12 protein-coding genes are annotated in these 14,313 nt (G+C 69.7%); 5 read left to right on the plus strand and 7 right to left on the minus strand.

Annotation, left to right across the window (positions count from 1 at the left end; genetic code table 11):
* Window positions 1-5 precede the first annotated feature (5 nt).
* From aliA to badH, 4 genes are read right to left on the minus strand one after another with little or no spacing between them, the layout of a single operon-like run.
* Window positions 6-1,700 carry a cyclohexanecarboxylate-CoA ligase gene (aliA, locus tag BM013_RS25485; RefSeq protein WP_093130453.1) on the minus strand — a complete coding sequence of 565 codons (1,695 nt, stop codon included), beginning with the start codon at window positions 1,698-1,700 and terminating at the stop codon, window positions 6-8.
* Between the two features lie 49 nt (window positions 1,701-1,749).
* Complete coding sequence (gene aliB, locus BM013_RS25490; RefSeq protein WP_093130454.1) at window positions 1,750-2,901, minus strand: cyclohexanecarboxyl-CoA dehydrogenase; 1,152 nt, start codon at window positions 2,899-2,901, stop codon at window positions 1,750-1,752.
* A gap of 19 nt (window positions 2,902-2,920) precedes the next feature.
* Window positions 2,921-3,712: a 2-ketocyclohexanecarboxyl-CoA hydrolase gene (gene badI / locus BM013_RS25495; RefSeq protein WP_093130455.1), complete on the minus strand. Its 792-nt coding sequence runs from the start codon at window positions 3,710-3,712 to the stop codon at window positions 2,921-2,923.
* A 30-nt stretch (window positions 3,713-3,742) separates the two neighbouring features.
* Entirely contained in the window at window positions 3,743-4,510 is a 768-nt protein-coding gene (gene badH, locus BM013_RS25500; protein ID WP_093130456.1) for a 2-hydroxycyclohexanecarboxyl-CoA dehydrogenase, read from the minus strand.
* 135 nt (window positions 4,511-4,645) lie between these two features.
* On the opposite strand from badH, the gene BM013_RS25505 reads away from it, so the two are divergent.
* The gene (locus tag BM013_RS25505; protein WP_093130457.1) at window positions 4,646-5,155 is read left to right on the plus strand and encodes a MarR family winged helix-turn-helix transcriptional regulator; all 510 of its coding nucleotides are present in this window, start codon (window positions 4,646-4,648) and stop codon (window positions 5,153-5,155) included.
* Window positions 5,156-5,200: 45 nt separating this feature from the next.
* On the opposite strand, the gene BM013_RS25510 is transcribed toward BM013_RS25505, so the two are convergent.
* A complete protein-coding gene (locus BM013_RS25510) occupies window positions 5,201-5,983 on the minus strand; it encodes an SDR family NAD(P)-dependent oxidoreductase (protein ID WP_093130458.1) in 783 nt (260 codons plus the stop codon).
* 103 nt (window positions 5,984-6,086) lie between these two features.
* On the opposite strand from BM013_RS25510, the gene BM013_RS25515 reads away from it, so the two are divergent.
* The 4 genes from BM013_RS25515 (at window position 6,087) to BM013_RS25530 (ending at window position 11,467) form a co-directional block, all read left to right on the plus strand.
* Window positions 6,087-8,873 carry a winged helix-turn-helix domain-containing protein gene (locus BM013_RS25515; protein WP_093130459.1) on the plus strand — a complete coding sequence of 929 codons (2,787 nt, stop codon included), beginning with the start codon at window positions 6,087-6,089 and terminating at the stop codon, window positions 8,871-8,873.
* Window positions 8,874-9,105: 232 nt separating this feature from the next.
* The gene (locus BM013_RS25520) at window positions 9,106-9,936 is read left to right on the plus strand and encodes an AP2 domain-containing protein (RefSeq protein ID WP_256221685.1); all 831 of its coding nucleotides are present in this window, start codon (window positions 9,106-9,108) and stop codon (window positions 9,934-9,936) included.
* Window positions 9,937-10,121: 185 nt separating this feature from the next.
* The gene (locus BM013_RS25525; protein ID WP_256221686.1) at window positions 10,122-10,985 is read left to right on the plus strand and encodes an AP2 domain-containing protein; all 864 of its coding nucleotides are present in this window, start codon (window positions 10,122-10,124) and stop codon (window positions 10,983-10,985) included.
* A 104-nt stretch (window positions 10,986-11,089) separates the two neighbouring features.
* Window positions 11,090-11,467, plus strand: coding sequence for a hypothetical protein (locus tag BM013_RS25530; protein WP_093130460.1), 378 nt, complete (start codon window positions 11,090-11,092; stop codon window positions 11,465-11,467).
* A 31-nt stretch (window positions 11,468-11,498) separates the two neighbouring features.
* Here the strand turns inward: BM013_RS25530 and BM013_RS25535 are convergent, their stop codons facing one another.
* Both BM013_RS25535 and BM013_RS25540 read right to left on the minus strand, forming a co-directional pair.
* A complete protein-coding gene (locus BM013_RS25535) occupies window positions 11,499-12,647 on the minus strand; it encodes an acyl-CoA dehydrogenase family protein (protein ID WP_093130461.1) in 1,149 nt (382 codons plus the stop codon).
* A gap of 54 nt (window positions 12,648-12,701) precedes the next feature.
* Complete coding sequence (locus BM013_RS25540) at window positions 12,702-14,261, minus strand: long-chain-fatty-acid--CoA ligase (protein WP_093130462.1); 1,560 nt, start codon at window positions 14,259-14,261, stop codon at window positions 12,702-12,704.
* Between the last annotated feature and the right edge of the window lie 52 nt (window positions 14,262-14,313).

Below are 14,313 nucleotides of genomic sequence, written 5' to 3' on the forward strand. Positions count from 1 at the left end.
GCGCGTCAGGCCTTGCCCGCGCCACCCGATTCGTCCGCGCGCAGCAGTTCGCGCAGCTTGAATTTCTGGATCTTTCCGGAGGGCGTCGAAGGCATGGCCTCGCGCACGATCAACCGCTCCGGGATGTACTGCACCGCCACCTTCTCGCCCTTCAGGAACGCGACGATCGACGCCAGGTCGACGTTGCACCCGGGCCTGGGCACCACCACCGCGCAGGCGCGCTCGCCGAGCCGCTCGTCGGGGTAGGCCACGACGGCGGCCATGCCGATGTCGGGGTGGCGGTACAGCAGCGACTCGATCTCGACCACGGGAATGTTCTCGCCGCCGCGGATGATCACGTCCTTGGTGCGGCCCGCAATGCGCACGTAGCCGCGCTCGTCGATGCGCGCGAGGTCGCCGGTGTCGAACCAGTCCTGCGCATCGGTGGCGTTGAGCTGCGGGCGCTTCAGGTAGCCGCCGAAGTTGGAGCAGGAGCGCAGCATCAGCTTGCCGACCTCGCCCGCGGGCAGCACGAGGCCGTCGACGTCGACCACCTTGATCTCCACGCCGGGCAGCGGGCAACCGTCGGTGTGGACGGAGCGCTCGTCGTCGTCGGCCAGTTGCGTGAGCGTGACCGCGCCGTTCTCGCTCATGCCCCAGGCCGAGACGATCTTCGCGCCCAGCGCGCGGCGCGCCTGCTCGACCAGCGTGCCCGGAATGGGCGCGCCCGCGCAGAGAAAGACCTTGAGCGTGGGCACTTCGACGCCCGTCTCGGCCACGGTCTTGGCCAGGTCCGAGAGGAACGGCGTCGAGGCCATCGTGAAGCTCACGCGCTGCGCGTTGATGGCGGCAATGGCCTGCTTCGGCTCCCAGACGTCCTGCAGCACCACGGAGGCACCGAGCATGATCGGCATCATCAGCCCGTACATGAAGCCGGTCTGGTGCGCCATGGGCGAGGCCATGAGCACCACGTCGGCGGCGCCCAGCCCCAGCCGCTGCGCGTACGGCACGATGTTGGCCATGGTGGTGTTGGCCGAGTGCATCACGCCCTTGGGCTCGCCGGTGGTGCCCGAGGTGTAGATGAGCTGCGTGACGTCGTCGGGCCCCGGCCGGCTGCGCCGGAGAATCTCTTGCGCATCGGCCTCGTTCTCCCATTCGGGGCCGCCGAGCAAGGCGTCGAAGCTGTTCGCGCCGCTGCCGCCGACCACCACCACGTGCGCCAGCTCGGGCAGGCCGGCCTGCAGGCCCATGGCCATCTGCTCGAAGTCGAAGCCCCGGAAGCGCGCGGGCACGATCAGCACCTTGGCCGCGCCGTGCTTGAGCATGAACGACAGCTCGCGCTCGCGGAAGATGTGCATCAGCGGGTTCATCACCGCGCCGAGCCGCGAGCACGCGAGGTAGGTCAGCGTGAACTGCCACCAGTTGGGCAGCTGGCAGGCCACCACGTCGTTGCGGCCCACGCCGAGCCGCGCGAGCCCCACCGCCATGCGGTCGGCCATGCGGCCGAGTTCGCGGTAGGTGAAGCGCGTGGTGCCGAAGGAGGTGCCGAGGGAGGTGCCGCCCCCTTCTCCCGTGTCGACCCGCAGCGCCGTCAGCGCGAGCTTGTCGGGGCTGCGCGCAATGCACGCGTCGAGCGCGTCGTTGATGGTGCGGTCGTGCCACAGCCCCTGGGCCACCATGCGCGCGCGGCGCGCGGGCAGCAGTACAGCGTCGAATTCCATGATGTCTTGTCTCCTCTTGTTGTGAACCCGAAATCCGTGGCGGTGGCGTTCAGGCCGGCACGGCCGAGCGCCCCGCCCGCGTGCGCGCCACGATGGTCTTCATGATCTGGGCGGTGCCGTCGCCGATCTGGAAGCCCAGCACGTCGCGCAGGCGCTGCTCCATCGGCCCGCGGTCGTAGCCGCCGTGGCCGAACATCAGCAGGCACTGGTGGATGGCGTCGTAGGCCAGCTTGGGCGCCCACCACTTGCACATGGCGGCCTCGGCGGTGTGCGGCGCGCTCTTGTCCTTGAGCCACAGCGTCTGCAGGCACAGCAGGCGCGCGGCCTCCACCTGCGTGTCGAAATCGGCAAGCGGGTGCGACACGCCCTGGAATGCCGACAGCGGCTTGCCGAAGGCCTCGCGCTGCGCCACGTACTCCCAGGTTTCCTCGAGTGCCACGCGCGCCACGGCCAGCACCTGCAGTCCGATGAGCGCGCGCGAAAAGTCGAAGCCCTGCATCACCTGCACGAAGCCCTTGTTCTCGTCGCCCAGGCGGTGGTCCAGCGGCACGCGCACGTTCTCGAAGAACAGCGAGCCCCGGCCGATGGCGCGCTGGCCGTGGCAGTCGAAGCGGTTGCGCGTGAGGCCGGGTGCATCGGCAGGCACCAGCAGCGCGGTGACGCCGTGCGCCGCCGATTCCACCGAGCCGGTGCGCCCGAACACCACCACCGCGTCGGCCTGGTCGGCCGCGGAGATGGACGTTTTCTCACCGTTGATGACGTAGGCGTCGCCCACGCGCTCCACGCGCAGCCGCAGGTTGGCCGCGTCCGAGCCGCCGCGCGGTTCGGTCAGCGCAATGGCAAGCAGCGCCTCGCCGCGCGTGAGCCTGTGCAGCCACGGCCGCACCACCTCGGGCCGGCCGTGCTCGGCCAGGATCTGCCCGTTGAGCGAGGCCAGCAGGTTGATGTAGCTCAGGCTCAGGTCGGCGCGCGCAATCTCCTCGTGGATCACGCCGGCCGCGAGGCATCCCATGCCCTGGCCGCCGTGTTCTTCGGCCAGCTCGGGCGCGATGAAACCCATCTCGCCCATCTCGCGCATCAGCGTGCGGTCGAGCACGCGCGTGTCGTCGCGCTCCAGGAAGCCGGGCGCCACGCGGCCGGCGGCGAAGCGGCGCGCATGCTCGGCCAGCGTGGCGAGGTCGTCGTCGATGTAGGGGTTCATCGCGTGTCTCCTGCGGCGGCTACTTCGCGTACCTGCGGAACTCGGGCTTGCGCCGCTCCTGCAAGGCTTTCACGCCTTCGCGCGACTCTTCGGTGTCGTAGTACAGCTTCAGCGCGTACATGCCCAGGCCCGCGATGCCGGCCTGGTGCGCCGTGTCGGCGTTGAAGCTGCGCTTGGCGATGGCCAGCGCCGTGGGGCTGCGCTCGCAGATTTCCTCGGCCCACTTCTGCACCTCGGCGTCGAGCTGCTCGTGCGGCACCACCGCGTTGGCCAGGCCCATGGCCACGGCTTCGGCGCCGCTGTAGCGGCGGTTCAGGTACCAGATCTCGCGCGCCTTCTTCTCGCCCACCACGCGCGCCAGGAAGGCGGTGCCGTAGCCAGGGTCGACCGAGCCCATCTTCGGGCCGACCTGGCCGAACACGGCTTTCTCCGACGCGATGGTCAGGTCGCAGATGGTGCACAGCACGTTGCCCCCGCCGATGGCGAAGCCCTGCACCCGCGCGATGACCGGCTTGGGCACGTTGCGAATGGCGTCGTGCAGCTCTTCCATCGGCAGGCCGATGGTGCCGCGCCCGTCGTAGTTGCCGTTGTGCGCGGACTGGTCGCCGCCGGTGCAGAAGGCCTTCTCGCCCGCGCCGGCCAGCACGATGGCGCCCACCTCGCGGTCGTAGCCCGCGCGGTTCAGCGCACGGATGATCTCGTCGCAGGTCTGGCCGCGGAACGCGTTCATCTTCTCGGGACGGTTGATGGTGATCCAGGCCACGCCGTTGCGCACGTCGTAGAGGATGTCTTCGAAATCTGTCGGGGCCATGTGTGTCTCCTTGGGGGGTATCGGAGGGGTTCAGCCGTTCATCGTCAGGCCGCCCGAGACGCTGAGCACCTGCCCGGTCACGAAGGCCGCGTCGTCGCTGGCGAAGAAAAGAATGGCGCCGGGCAGGTCGCTCGGCTGGCCGATGCGGCCCAGCGGAATCGAGCGCGTGAAGGCTTCCATCAGCTTCTCGGGGTTGCCGGCGCCTTGCTTGTAGTCGGCGAACAGTGCCGTGTCGGTAGGGCCGGGGCACACCACGTTCACCGTGATGCCGTGGCGTGCGTGCTCGCGCGCGATGGTCTTGGAGAAGGCCACCAGCCCGCCCTTGCAGGCCGCGTACACCGCTTCGCCCGAAGAGCCCACGCGCGCCGCGTCCGACGCGATGTTCACGATGCGCCCCGCCTTGCGCGCGGCCATGCCGGGCAGCACCGCGTGGTGCATGTGCAGCGCGCCGGTGAGGTTGATGGCAATGAGCTTGTCCCACTGCGCGGGCTCGGTCTTGGTGAAGGGCTTGAACACGTCCCAGCCGGCGTTGTTGACCAGCACGTCGATGGGACCGAAGCGCTCCAGCACGGCGGCCACGGCGGCGTCCACGCCGGGCCGGTCGGTGATGTCGCAGCGAAAGGCCTGGGCCTGGCCGCCGTCGGCGCGAATCTGCGCGGCCACCGCTTCGGCGGCCTCCAGGTTCATGTCGAACACCGCCACGCGGGCGCCGCCCTGGGCGAAGCGGCGGCTGGTGGCGCCGCCGATGCCGCCGCCACCGCCGGTGACGATGACTGTCTTGTCTTGGAATCGTTGCATCTGGTTCTCCTTGGGTCCGGGGGCTTGCTATATCGTTGGGCGGTCGGGCACCGCTTTTTCGACAATTACGTAAATACGTTGACGTATTATTAGTTGACGACGCGGGGCCGCGCAAGCCTTTCAGAAAGAAAAACCATGGTTACCGCTAGTGAAAACGCTGACAGCACGCGAATGGCGCTCGCCAATCGGGTGTTCTTTCGCCTGTATCAATGTGCAAACATGTTGCATAAAACGGGCAGCCGGGCCGTCGAAGCCGAGGGCCTGACGACGCAGCAATGGGCCGTGCTCGGCGCGCTGTCTCGCGACGAGGCCGAGGGCGGGATGAGCATGGGCGACCTGGCGCGCTACCTGAAGGTCAGCCGCCAGAACCTGTCGGGCCTGGTCAGCCGCATGGAGCGCGACGGGCATGTGAAGACGGCGCCCGACAGCCGCGACCGCAGGTCAAGGCTGGTCACGATGACCGAGTCGGGGCAACACGTGTGGGTGGTCGAGGCGCAGCCGAAGATCTACGCCTACTACGACCAGGTGCTCGAGGGGTTTTCGGTGAACGACGTCACCCACACCCTGCACTACCTGCTGAAGATCCTCGAGAACATGCAGCGGGTGGACAACGCGCAGGGGGGCGCGGAAGAAACGGCGGAGTGAAGGCGCTGCGCGGCGCCATCGAAGCGATCGATGCGCTCAGCGCATTCAGCGCGGCGCCATCCGGATGGCCCCGTCCAGCCGCACGCTCTCGCCGTTGAAGTACCCGTTGGTGATCATCAGCTCCGCCAGCGTCGCGTACTCGGCCGGGTTGCCCAGCCGCTTGGGAAACGGCACCGACGCCGCCAGCGCGGCCTTCACGTTGTCGGGCGCGCCCTGCAGCAGCGGCGTGTCGAAGATGCCCGGCAGGATGGTGTTCACGCGGATGCCCTCGCCCATGAGGTCGCGCGCAATCGGCAACGTCATGCCGACGATGCCGGCCTTCGACGCGGTGTAGGCCGCCTGGCCCATCTGCCCGTCCTGCGCGGCCACCGAGGCGGTGTTGACGATGGCGCCGCGCTCGCCGTCCTGCAGCATCTCCAGCGTGAGCATGCCGGCGGCCGACTTGGCGATGCAGCGGAAGGTGCCCACCAGGTTGATCTGGATGATGCGGTCGAAGTTGGCGAGCGGAAAGTGCTTGATCTCGCCCGTGGCCTTGTCGCGGCTGGCGGTCTTCACCGCGTTGCCGGTGCCGGCGCAGTTGACCAGCACGCGCTCCTGCCCGTGCGCGGCGCGGGCCTTGGCGAACGCGGCGTCGACCTGCTCCTCGGAGGTCACGTCGACCTTGCAGAACACGCCGCCCAGCTCCCTGGCCAGCGCCTCGCCCTGCTCGGCATTCAGGTCGAACAGCGCGACCTTCACGCCGTGCGTGGCAAGGCGGCGCGCGGTGGCGGCACCGAGGCCCGAAGCGCCGCCCGTGACGACGGCGGCCATGCTGGAATCGAGTTGCATCTGGGGGTGTCCTTGAGGTGTCTGGACGGGTTTGTCCGCGGCCAGTTTAGGAAGCAGAATCGCTCGCACGCATCGTCGGAAACGACGGGATTCTCTCCACCGCATGCAGCAGCACCCCACACCCCGGATCCTCGAAACCAAGCTCAGCCCGCCGGCCTTCGTCGCCACGCAGGTGCCGCGCGCGGCCCTCGGCGAAGGCGCCGCGGCGGCGGCCGTGAAACTGGTGCTGGTGCGCGCGCCGGCCGGCTTCGGCAAGACCACCGCCATGGCGCAGATGCGCGAGCGCATGGAGGCGCAGGGCATCGCCACCGCGTGGCTCACGCTGGACCGCGCGGACAACGACGTGTCGCGCTTCCTGCATTGCCTGGCCGAGGCGGTGCAGCGCCTGGGCGTGGAAGCGCCGCGCTTTCACGGCATGCACGGCATGCACAGCACCCAGGGCAGCCACGGCCCCTTCGACGCCGTGGCCGCGCTCGCCGCGCACGACTCGCCCTTCACGCTGTTCCTCGACGACTTCGAGGTGGTGCAGGAACCGGCCGTGCTGGGCCTGGTGCGCGAGATCGTCGAGCACCTGCCGCGCCGCGGGCAGATCGTGATCGGCTCGCGCAGCCTGCCCGACCTGGGCCTGGGCCGGCTGCGCGCGCGCGGGCAGCTGATGGAGATCGACACCGACCGCCTGCGCTTCAGCCTGGAGGAGACCACCGCCTTCTTCGCGTTGCGCCTGGCCCATGCGGCACCGCAACAAGCCACGCACGCCACCGGCGCATTGCCGCCCGACATGCTCTCGCAGCTGCACCGCAAGACCGAAGGCTGGGTGGCCGCGCTGTGGCTCGCGTCGATGGCGCTGGAGCGCCACGGCACCGAGACCGGCTTCGTCGAGCGCTTCTCGGGCTCCGACCGCGCCGTGGCCGACTACCTGGCCGAGGACGTGCTCGCGCACCAGCCCAAGGAGATCCGCGACTTTCTGCTGCGCACCAGCATCCTGCGCCAGCTCGACGCGTCGGTGTGCCAGGCGCTGTGTCCGCGCGTGGACTGCGCGGCCATCCTCGAAAGGCTGGCGGCGTCGAACCTGTTCGTCACGCGCATGGGGGGCGAAGGCGGTGCGGGAGGCGACGGCGACGGCGATGCGTGGCGCTACCACAGCCTGTTCGCCGACTTCCTGCGCGCGCAGCTCGTGCGCGAGATGCCCGGCGAGTTCGAGCGCCTGCACCTCGCGGCCTCGGGCTGGTACGAGTCGCACGAGCGCCCGGTGCCGGCCATCGACCACGCCATCGAGGGCGGCGACCATCCGCATGCGCTGACGCTGCTCGACAGCTATGCGGCGCAGTTTCTCGAGCAGGGCCGCATGCGCATGCTGGCGCGCTGGTTCTCGGCCATTCCGGAACACCAGCTGCGCGAGCACCCGTTCCTGCAGCCGATCTCGCTGTGGGCCACCTGCTTCACGCACGGCCCGTGGGACGCAATGCGCCAGCTCGACAAGTCGGGCTGCCTCGACAGCCCCATCGCCGAGGTGCGCGCGAGCGCCCACACGCTGGTGCCGCTGCTGCTGGCCATGCAGGACCGCCACGACGAGGCCTACGAAGCCGGCCGCCAGAGCCTCGCGCGCCTGCCCACCGGCCTGGCCTTTGCCGACAGCGTGCTGCTCAACGCGATGGCCCACATCCTGGCCGTGCGCGGCGACCCGCACGAGGCGCGCCGCCTGCTCGAGGTGGCGCGGCGCGAGCAGGGCAACAGCAGCTTCAACCGCATGTACACCGAGTCGCTGGCCGGCCTGTTCGACCTGCACGAAGGCCGGCTGCGGCAGGCCACCGCGCGGCTGCGCATGGCCGTCGACTCGACCTACGCCACCCACTCGGCGCATGCCGCGTCGTACAACCACAGCCACGGCAACGCCTGGGCCGGCGTGCTGTACGCGGGCGCGGTGTACGAGACCAACCAGCTGGTGCAGGCCGAGCACCTGCTCAACGTGTACCTGCCGCTGGCGCGCGACGTGGGCCTGCCCGACCACATGATCCTGAGCCACGTGATGCGCTCGCGCCTCGCGTTCCATGCGGGGGACATCGATGCGGCGTTCCAGGCACTGACCGAGCTCGAGTACCTCGGCCACCACCGGCAGCTGCCGCGCGTGGTGGCCGGCGCCAAGCTGGAGCGCTCGCGCATGCTGCTGCTGCAGGGCAACGGCCCCGCGTCGCACGACGAGCTGCAGCGCGCCGACGAGCCCGCGCTGTGGGACCGCGAACGGCGCCAGCGCCTGCCCGCGCACGACCTCGACTACCTCGCGCTCGCCAGGGCGCGCTGGGACATCGCTTTCGGCGACGCGCGCGCGGCGCTGGCCGTGCTCGACGCGGAACTGCACGCCGCGCTGGCCTGCGCCCGCAACCGCCGCGCGCTCACGCTGCGGGTGCTGCGCGCGCTGGCGCTGCAGCGCGCGGGCGACCTGCCGGCCGCGCTCGACCAGATCGGCGTGGTGCTGCAGGCCGCAAGCCAGGAAGGCTTCATGCGGCTGATCCTCGACGAAGGGCCTGCCGTGGGCGCGCTGGTGCATCGCTATGCGGCGGTGCAGCAGGAAAGCCATGCGCACGGCGGCCAGCAGGCCGGCGACCCGATCCTGGCGGACTACCTGCAGCGGCTGCTGCAGGCCGCCGGCCCAGCACCGGCCGGCGAGGCCGAGGCACCGAGCGGCGACGCGATGAAGGAGCCGCTCACGCGCAAGGAAATCCGCGTGCTGCAGCTGCTGGCCGAGGGCTACTCGAACAACGCGATGGCCGAGAAGCTGTTCGTGTCGGACAGCACGGTGCGCACGCACCTGCGCAACATCAACATGAAGCTCGATGCGAAGAGCCGGACGCAGGCCGTGGCCATCGCGCGCAAGCTCGGCGTCATTCGTTAATACCAAAGACAACAAAAATCTTCGGGGACGCCTTTTCATGCGGCGTTGTACTTACCTGTCATCACAACGACTACGGATTTCGGTGATATCCCCCACCCCCGGCAGTCCCTAGCATTTCCCTCGAGATCAGAGCCTTCCAACTGCCGCGATAGCCCAAAGGCGCGTGGCACCCGGAGGAAAGTCGCGCCCAGCGAAGCCACTCAACAGAGAGCGCCATCGAGCTGAAGCCACCATGCCCAAAGGAATTCCCAACCCCGCCGCCATGTACGGCATCTACCTGCGTGCCTGGGGGTACGAGGTGTCGATCGTGCGCAACGGCACCCGTTACTACAAGCAGTTCGGCCGCGCCAGCTACGGCAGCGACGAGCAGGCGCTGCTGCAGGCGCAGGACTGGCGCGACGAGACCGTGCGCAACGTGCCGCCGGTGCCGCGCCGCGCGCGGGCTGAGAAGCTGCGCGTGAACAACACCACCGGCGTGTCGGGCGTCTTCGCTCAGATCGATTCGGAAGGCAAGGTGCGCGCCTGGGTGGCCAAGACCTACCTGGGCCAGGACGAGATCCTGCGCACCGACTTTCCCGTGAACGCGGTGGGCGACGCCGCGCAGGCGCTGGCCATCGAGGAACGCGCGCGCCAACTCGAGCGCATGGCGGGGCTGGCCAGGCTGCACCCGGCCGAGGAAATGATCCGCACGGCGCCGGTGCCGCCACCGACCATCGCCGAGCTGCGCTCGCCCAAGCGCTCGAAGTCGGAGATCAAGCGCAGCACCAACTCCAGCGGCGTGAGCGGCGTGCATTTCAAGTCGCCCAATGTCGGCCACCCGGGCTACTGGCTGGCCATCACGTACACGGCCGGCAAGGGCAGCGTGAGCAAGGCCTTCTCCATCAAGGAACACGGCCCCGACGGCGCCAAGCGCCTGGCCATCGAGGAGCGCGAGCGCCAGCTCGAACAGAAACTGATGCACGTCAGCAACACCGCAGACACCGGCCACGCGCTCACCATTGCCTACCGCAAGGAGCCGCGCCCCCACGGCATGGCGGTTGCCGGGGCGAGGCAGGCGCAGTGAGGACGGCGCGCGGCGACGGCGACAGTGCCGCCGCTGCGAAACCGTCACGCGTCTTGGGTCAGGTGGGTCAGGTCTTGGGTCAGAATAGCTGCGAGAAACGGGCGCCAACGAGCCTCGGGCGACTTGGGGAGTCCATCGAAACCAGCGGCAAGGCCGCTGGGAAGCAAAGCAGCAGCACGTCGAGCATGCCCAAAGGTGTTCCCAATTCCGCCGCCCTGTACGGCATTTGTGCCAGGCCCTGGGGTTTCGAGGTTTCGTTGATCCGCAACGGCGTGCGCTATTACAGGCAGTTCGGCCGCGCCAGCTACGGCGGCGAAGAGCAGGCGCTGCTGCAGGCCCAGGACTGGCGCGACCACATCGTGCGCAGCGTGCCGCCGGTGCCGCGCCGCGCGCGGGCCGAAAAAATGCGCGCCAACAACAGCACCGGCGTGCCGGGCGTGTTCCACCGGCTCGCGCCGGGCGGCCGGGTGCGCGGCTGGCTGGCCAAGACCTACATCGCGCAGGACGAGATCCTTCGCGCCGACTTTCCGGTCGCGGGCCTGGGCGACGCGGCGCAGATGCTGGCCATCCGCGAGCGCACCCAGCAGCTCGACCGCATGACGGGGCTGGTGCACCTGCACCCGGCCGAGGAGGCGATCCGCATGGGGCTGTCGGCGCATGCGGGCGGCCCGCGCGCGGCCAAGCGCTCCAAGTCCGAGATCACGCGGCGCAACAACACCAGCGGCGTGAGCGGCGTGCACTTCAAGACGCCGAACCCGAACCATCCGGGCTACTGGCTCGCCATCACCTACAGCACGGCCAAGGGCAGCGTGAGCAAGGCCTTCTCGGTCAAGGCGCACGGCAGCGACATGGCCAGGAACCTGGCCATCGCCGAGCGGCAGCGCCAGCTGGCCGAGAAGCTGCGCGCCGATGAAGCCGCATCGGCGCAGGCGGCGGCTGCGTCGCCGCTCGAACCCGCCAAGCCCCGCAAGGGCCGTGAACCAGCCGAGTCCCGCGCGCCAGGGAAGCCCAGGGCCCGCGCCACCTCCGGCCCCAAGCGTCCCCACTGATCCTGCGTGCCTTGCCCCTGCTCCGGCCTCGCCGATGCGCGGGGCCCGGCGGCCCCCGCATGCCCGAACCCATCTCCCAGCCCCGCCCCGAAGGCGGTGACTCCATGACCCACAAATCACTCCACCAACTGCTGCGCGTCGCGTCGCACCTGCTCGACCAGGCCGCGGCCGACATCCGCGCGGCCGACCTCGCGCCGGTGCCCGACAACATCCAGCGCATCGGACGCGCGCTGATCGAAGTGATCGAGGTGCAGCGGCAGATCTACACGGCGCAGCCCGAGCTGCAGCCCAAGTCGCTGGCCGCGTCGCCGCGCGAGCTCGAGGCCAACCGGCTCTTCACGCAGTTCACGCTGGAGGCGCTGGAGCTCGAGGACGCGGGCGACCCCGAGGCCGCGCGCGAGAAGTACACCGAGTTCATCGGCCTGTCGCCGTCGTACCCGCACCGGGAGATTGCGCGGGCGGAGATCCGCCGGCTGTCCTGAGGGCCGCCCTTTTCGGCGGCCCTGCTCGCCTTCACATCGCCCGCGAGATCACCTCTTTCATGATCTCGTTGGTGCCGCCGTAGATGCGCTGCACGCGCGCATCCGCGTACATGCGCGCCACCATGTACTCGCTCATGAAGCCGTAGCCGCCGAAGAGCTGCAGGCATTCGTCGAGCACGCGGCCCTGCGTCTCCGAGCCCCAGAGCTTGGCCATGGAGGCGGTGGCGGTGTCGAGCGTGCCGGCCACCAGGTCTTCGACGCAGCGGTCGATGAAGGCGCGGCCCACCTTGATCTGCGTGGCGATCTCGGCCAGCTTGAACTTGGTGTTCTGGAACTCGGCAATCGGCTTGCCGAAGGCCTTGCGGTCGCGCACGTAGCCGAGCGTGGCCTGGTAGGCGCCTTCCATGGTGGCCAGCGCGCTCAGGCCGATGATGGTGCGCTCGTACGGCAGGTCGCTCATGAGCTGGAAGAAGCCCTGCCCCTCCACGCCGCCCAGCAGCGCGTCGGCGCCCACGCGCACGTCGTCGAAGAAGAGCTCCGAGGTGTCCTGCGCCTTCATGCCGATCTTGTCGAGCACGCGGCCCACGCGAAAGCCCTGGCAGCCCTCGGTCTCCACGATGAGGATCGACGTGCCCTTGGCGCCCTGCCCCGGGTCGGTCTTGCACACCACCAGCACCACGCCCGCAAGAAAACCGTTGGTGATGAAGGTCTTCGAGCCGTTGACCACATAGCCGCCGTCCGCCTTCTCGGCGCGCGTGCGCACGCCCTGCAGGTCGGAGCCCGCGCCGGGCTCGGTCATGGCGATGGCGCCCACCATCTCGCCGCGCGCCAGCAGCGGCAGGTAGCGGCGCTTCTGTTCGTCGGTGCCGTGGTTCAGGAAGTAGTGCGCCACGATGGAATGCACCGAGGTGCTCATGCCGTTGAGCCCGCGCCGCGCGGCCTCCTCGTAGAACACGGCCTCGTGGCGGAAGTCGCCGCCGCCGCCGCCGAACTCCTCGGGAATGTCGGCGCACAGCAGCCCGAGCGAGCCGGCCTTGCGCCAGATCTCGTGGCCCACGTGGCCGCGCTTGCGCGCCGCCTCGTCGCCGGGAAGCATCTCGGTCTCGATGAAGCGCACCACGTTGTCGCGGTACAGCTCCAGGTCTTCGTCGCTCCATGAGCGGCGGAAGTCGATGGACATGGGGTCTCCTTGGTGGTCTCGTTCGTTTCGCTTGTCTTTGTTGCGCGTCCGGTCTCAGCCCACACGGCGCGAGCGGCCGGCCCAGTAGGGGTCGCGCAGCTGGAACTTCTGCAGCTTGCCCGCCGCCGACAGCGGCAGCGCGTCGCGGAACTCCACGCTGCGCGGGCACTTGTAGCCGGCGATGTGCCCGCGGCAATGCGCAATGACATCCGCCGCCTCCAGCGCCATGCCCTCGCGCCGCACGATCACCGCATGCACGCGCTCGCCCCACTTCTCGTCGGGCACGCCGATGACGGCGGACATCAGCACCTGCGGCAACTGCGCGATGGCGTTCTCGACCTCGGCCGAATACACGTTCTCGCCGCCGCTCACGATCATGTCCTTCATGCGGTCGACCACGTACACGAAACCTTCTTCGTCCATGTAGCCGCCGTCGCCGGTGTGCATCCAGCCGCCGCGCAGCGCGGCCTCGGTTTCCTGCGGCTTGTTCCAGTAGCCCTTCATCACCATCGGCCCGCGCGCGACGATCTCGCCGACCTGCCCGTGCGGCAGTTCGTGGTCGTCGCCGTCGACGATGCGCAGCTCGGCGATCGAGATGGGCGTGCCGGCCGAGCGCAGCAGGCGCTCGCGCTCGGGCCCCGGCCGGTGGCAATGCGGCGCCAGCGCGGTGACCACCGGCGACAGCTCGGTCATGCCGTAGACCTGCGCGAACGCGGTGCCAGGAAAGGCGCGCATGGCCTGGTCGAGCAGCGCGGCGTCGATGGGCGCCGCGCCGTACGACAGCAGGCGCAGGCTCGACAGGTCGAACTCCGCGAAGCGCGGGTGCTCGATCACGCGCTTGATCATGGTCGGCACCAGGAACATCTCGGTGATGCGCGCCGACTGCAGCGTCTGCAGCACGGCCAGCTCGTCGAACATCGGCACCACGTGCACCGGCACCAGCCGCAGCAGGCTCTGCAGCGCGACGCCGCAGCCGGCCACGTGGAACATGGGCGCCGCGACGATGGCGGCGGCGTCGTGCGTGTCGCGCGGCAATGCAGCCACCGTGCCCAGCGCGTTGATGCACAGGCTGGCGTGCGTGAGCATCACGCCCTTGGGCTGGCCGGTGGTGCCGCCGGTGTACATGATGGCGGCGAGCTCGTCGCCGCCGTGCGGCGCGTCGTCGACCGGCACGGCCTCGGCCAGCAGCGCCTCGTAGCCCAGCATGCCTTCGGGCACGGCGGCGTCGCCGCAATAGACCACCGTGCGCAGCGAGCGGGACAGCCCGCGCAGCGCGGGCACCATCGGCGCGAACAGGTCGTCCACCAGCAGGATGCGGGTGTCGCAGTCGTCCAGCGAGTACGCCACCTCCTTCGGGTTCCAGCGGATGTTCACGGGGTTGATCACGCCGCCGCCCCACCAGGTGCCGAAGAAGTATTCGACGAAGCGGTGCGAGTTGAGGCTCAGCATGCCGACCCGGTCGCCGCGGCCCATGCCCAGGCGCTGCAGCACGCCGCCCAGGCGCGCGACGCGGTCGGTGAACTCGGCGTGGTCGAGCCGCCTGGCGCCGCACACCACGGCGGTGGCGCCGGCCTTTTCGCGGCGGCCCTTGTGCAGGGGCTGGGTGAGGAACATGGGTGAGGTCTCCGTGGTCGTCGTTGTCTTGTCGGGCGTCGATCGGGTCAGC

The sequence above is a fragment of the Variovorax sp. OK605 genome (assembly GCF_900115445.1).
Classification (GTDB): Bacteria; Pseudomonadota; Gammaproteobacteria; order Burkholderiales; family Burkholderiaceae_C; genus Variovorax.

Excerpts from the sequence above, each read along its gene's own strand:
- aliA (WP_093130453.1), bottom strand. The coding sequence starts at position 1,700 with ATGGAATTCGACGCTGTACTGCTGCCCGCGCGCCGCGCGCGCATGGTG.
- aliB (WP_093130454.1), bottom strand. The coding sequence starts at position 2,901 with ATGAACCCCTACATCGACGACGACCTCGCCACGCTGGCCGAGCATGCG.
- badI (WP_093130455.1), bottom strand. The coding sequence starts at position 3,712 with ATGGCCCCGACAGATTTCGAAGACATCCTCTACGACGTGCGCAACGGC.
- badH (WP_093130456.1), bottom strand. The coding sequence starts at position 4,510 with ATGCAACGATTCCAAGACAAGACAGTCATCGTCACCGGCGGTGGCGGC.
- BM013_RS25505 (WP_093130457.1), top strand. The coding sequence starts at position 4,646 with ATGGTTACCGCTAGTGAAAACGCTGACAGCACGCGAATGGCGCTCGCC.
- BM013_RS25510 (WP_093130458.1), bottom strand. The coding sequence starts at position 5,983 with ATGCAACTCGATTCCAGCATGGCCGCCGTCGTCACGGGCGGCGCTTCG.
- BM013_RS25515 (WP_093130459.1), top strand. The coding sequence starts at position 6,087 with ATGCAGCAGCACCCCACACCCCGGATCCTCGAAACCAAGCTCAGCCCG.
- BM013_RS25520 (WP_256221685.1), top strand. The coding sequence starts at position 9,106 with ATGCCCAAAGGAATTCCCAACCCCGCCGCCATGTACGGCATCTACCTG.
- BM013_RS25525 (WP_256221686.1), top strand. The coding sequence starts at position 10,122 with ATGCCCAAAGGTGTTCCCAATTCCGCCGCCCTGTACGGCATTTGTGCC.
- BM013_RS25530 (WP_093130460.1), top strand. The coding sequence starts at position 11,090 with ATGACCCACAAATCACTCCACCAACTGCTGCGCGTCGCGTCGCACCTG.
- BM013_RS25535 (WP_093130461.1), bottom strand. The coding sequence starts at position 12,647 with ATGTCCATCGACTTCCGCCGCTCATGGAGCGACGAAGACCTGGAGCTG.
- BM013_RS25540 (WP_093130462.1), bottom strand. The coding sequence starts at position 14,261 with ATGTTCCTCACCCAGCCCCTGCACAAGGGCCGCCGCGAAAAGGCCGGC.